The sequence below is a fragment of the Actinomycetota bacterium genome (assembly GCA_005774595.1).
In the GTDB taxonomy this organism is placed as follows: Bacteria; Actinomycetota; Coriobacteriia; order Anaerosomatales; family D1FN1-002; genus D1FN1-002.
On sequence record VAUM01000416.1, the window covers coordinates 1 to 1,451 of the forward strand.

Annotated in this window: 1 protein-coding gene; it reads left to right on the forward strand. The window is 72.8% G+C overall.

Annotation, left to right across the window (positions count from 1 at the left end):
• Nucleotides 1-1,451: hypothetical protein (locus FDZ70_10615; GenBank protein TLM66148.1), on the forward strand; the 1,451-nt coding region annotated here is incomplete at both ends.

Consider the following 1,451-nt stretch of genomic DNA (forward strand, 5'->3'; position numbering starts at 1 on the left):
CGCCGGAGCCCGCGCCCGAGGAGCCGCCCGCGCCGGAGCCCGAGCCGCTGCCCGCGGTCCGCGAGCCCGCCTCGCTTGCCGGCACGGAGGAGGCGCCGCCGGAGCCCGAGCCCGTCGCGGAGCCCGAGCCCGAGCCCGAGCCGGAACCCGAGCCGGAACTCGAGCCCGTCGCAGGACCGGAGCCCGAACCCGAGCCGGTCGCCGGGGTCGAGGTGTCGCCGGAGGACTTCGTCTTCGACGCCGCCGACCTGTTCGAGGCGCCGGTCGAGGAGGCCGAGGCCGCCCAGCCCATCGAGGCCCCCACGCTCGAGGAGCCGGCGCCCGAGAAGAAGCCGGCCGCGCCCGAGCCGCCGACGCCCGTCGCGCCCACCGTGGACGACGTGGTCGCGGCCGCTGTCGCCGACGACGTGCCGAAGGTCGACCTCGACGTGCTCGCCGTGGCCGACGTCGGCAAGGTGGCCGTGCTCGTCTCGGAGATCCTCGAGAAGGCGGTCCGCCGCGGCAGCAACCGCATCCACCTGTTGCCGTACAAGGACGACTTCTTCCTCGTCTTCCGCACGAAAGGCAAGCTCGAGAAGATCGGCAGCGCCCCGCTGTCCATGCAGGCCGCGCTGGTCGAGGGCTTCAAGGCATACGCGAAGCTCCAGGCCGTCCCGAACACGCTGCCCGCGCTCGGGCGCATGAAGACCCGCATCGCCGAGAAGGAGCTCGTGCTCACGGTCTCGTCGGTGCCGACCGTCTCCGGCCAGCGGCTGGTCGTTCAGCTCGCGGCAGTCAAGCCCAAGCCGCGTGCGCTCGCAGAACTCGGGCTGACCGAGGCCGAGGCCCGCGCGCTGCAGGCGATGGTCGAGCGCGGGCGGGGGATGCTGCTGGTCTGCGCACCGGTCGCCGGCGGCCGCAGCTCGACGTACTACTCGCTGCTCGACCACGCGGCGCAGGTCGGCAAGACGGTCTACTCGCTCGAGCGCTCGATCGACTACGAGATCCCCGCCGTGGCGCAGGTCATGGTCAACCCCGGCTCCCCGGTGCATGCGGCATCCTACTTCGCCGCCGGGATGCGCCAGGACACCGACGTCATGGCGTTCGACGCCATCCAGGACGTCGAGGAGGTCCACCTCGCCATCCAGGCGGCGGGCCTCGGCAAGCTCGTCATCGTCACGTTCGCGGCCGGCGACATCGTCTCCGGCGTGCGCCGGATGCTCGACATGGGCGCCGAGCCGCATTCGCTGGCCGCGGCGCTGACGCTCGCGGTGGGCCAGCGCCTCGTGCGCACGAACTGCCCCGAGTGCTCGATGGAGAAGAGCGACTCGATCGCCGCCAAGATCCCCGGCGCGCCGAAGGGGCTCAAGGGCTGGGCGGGGACGGGCTGCGACTCGTGCGGCCGCAGCGGCTTCAAAGGCGCCACCGGCATCTTCGAGGTCCTCCCGTTCACCGAGTCGGTGCGCTCACGC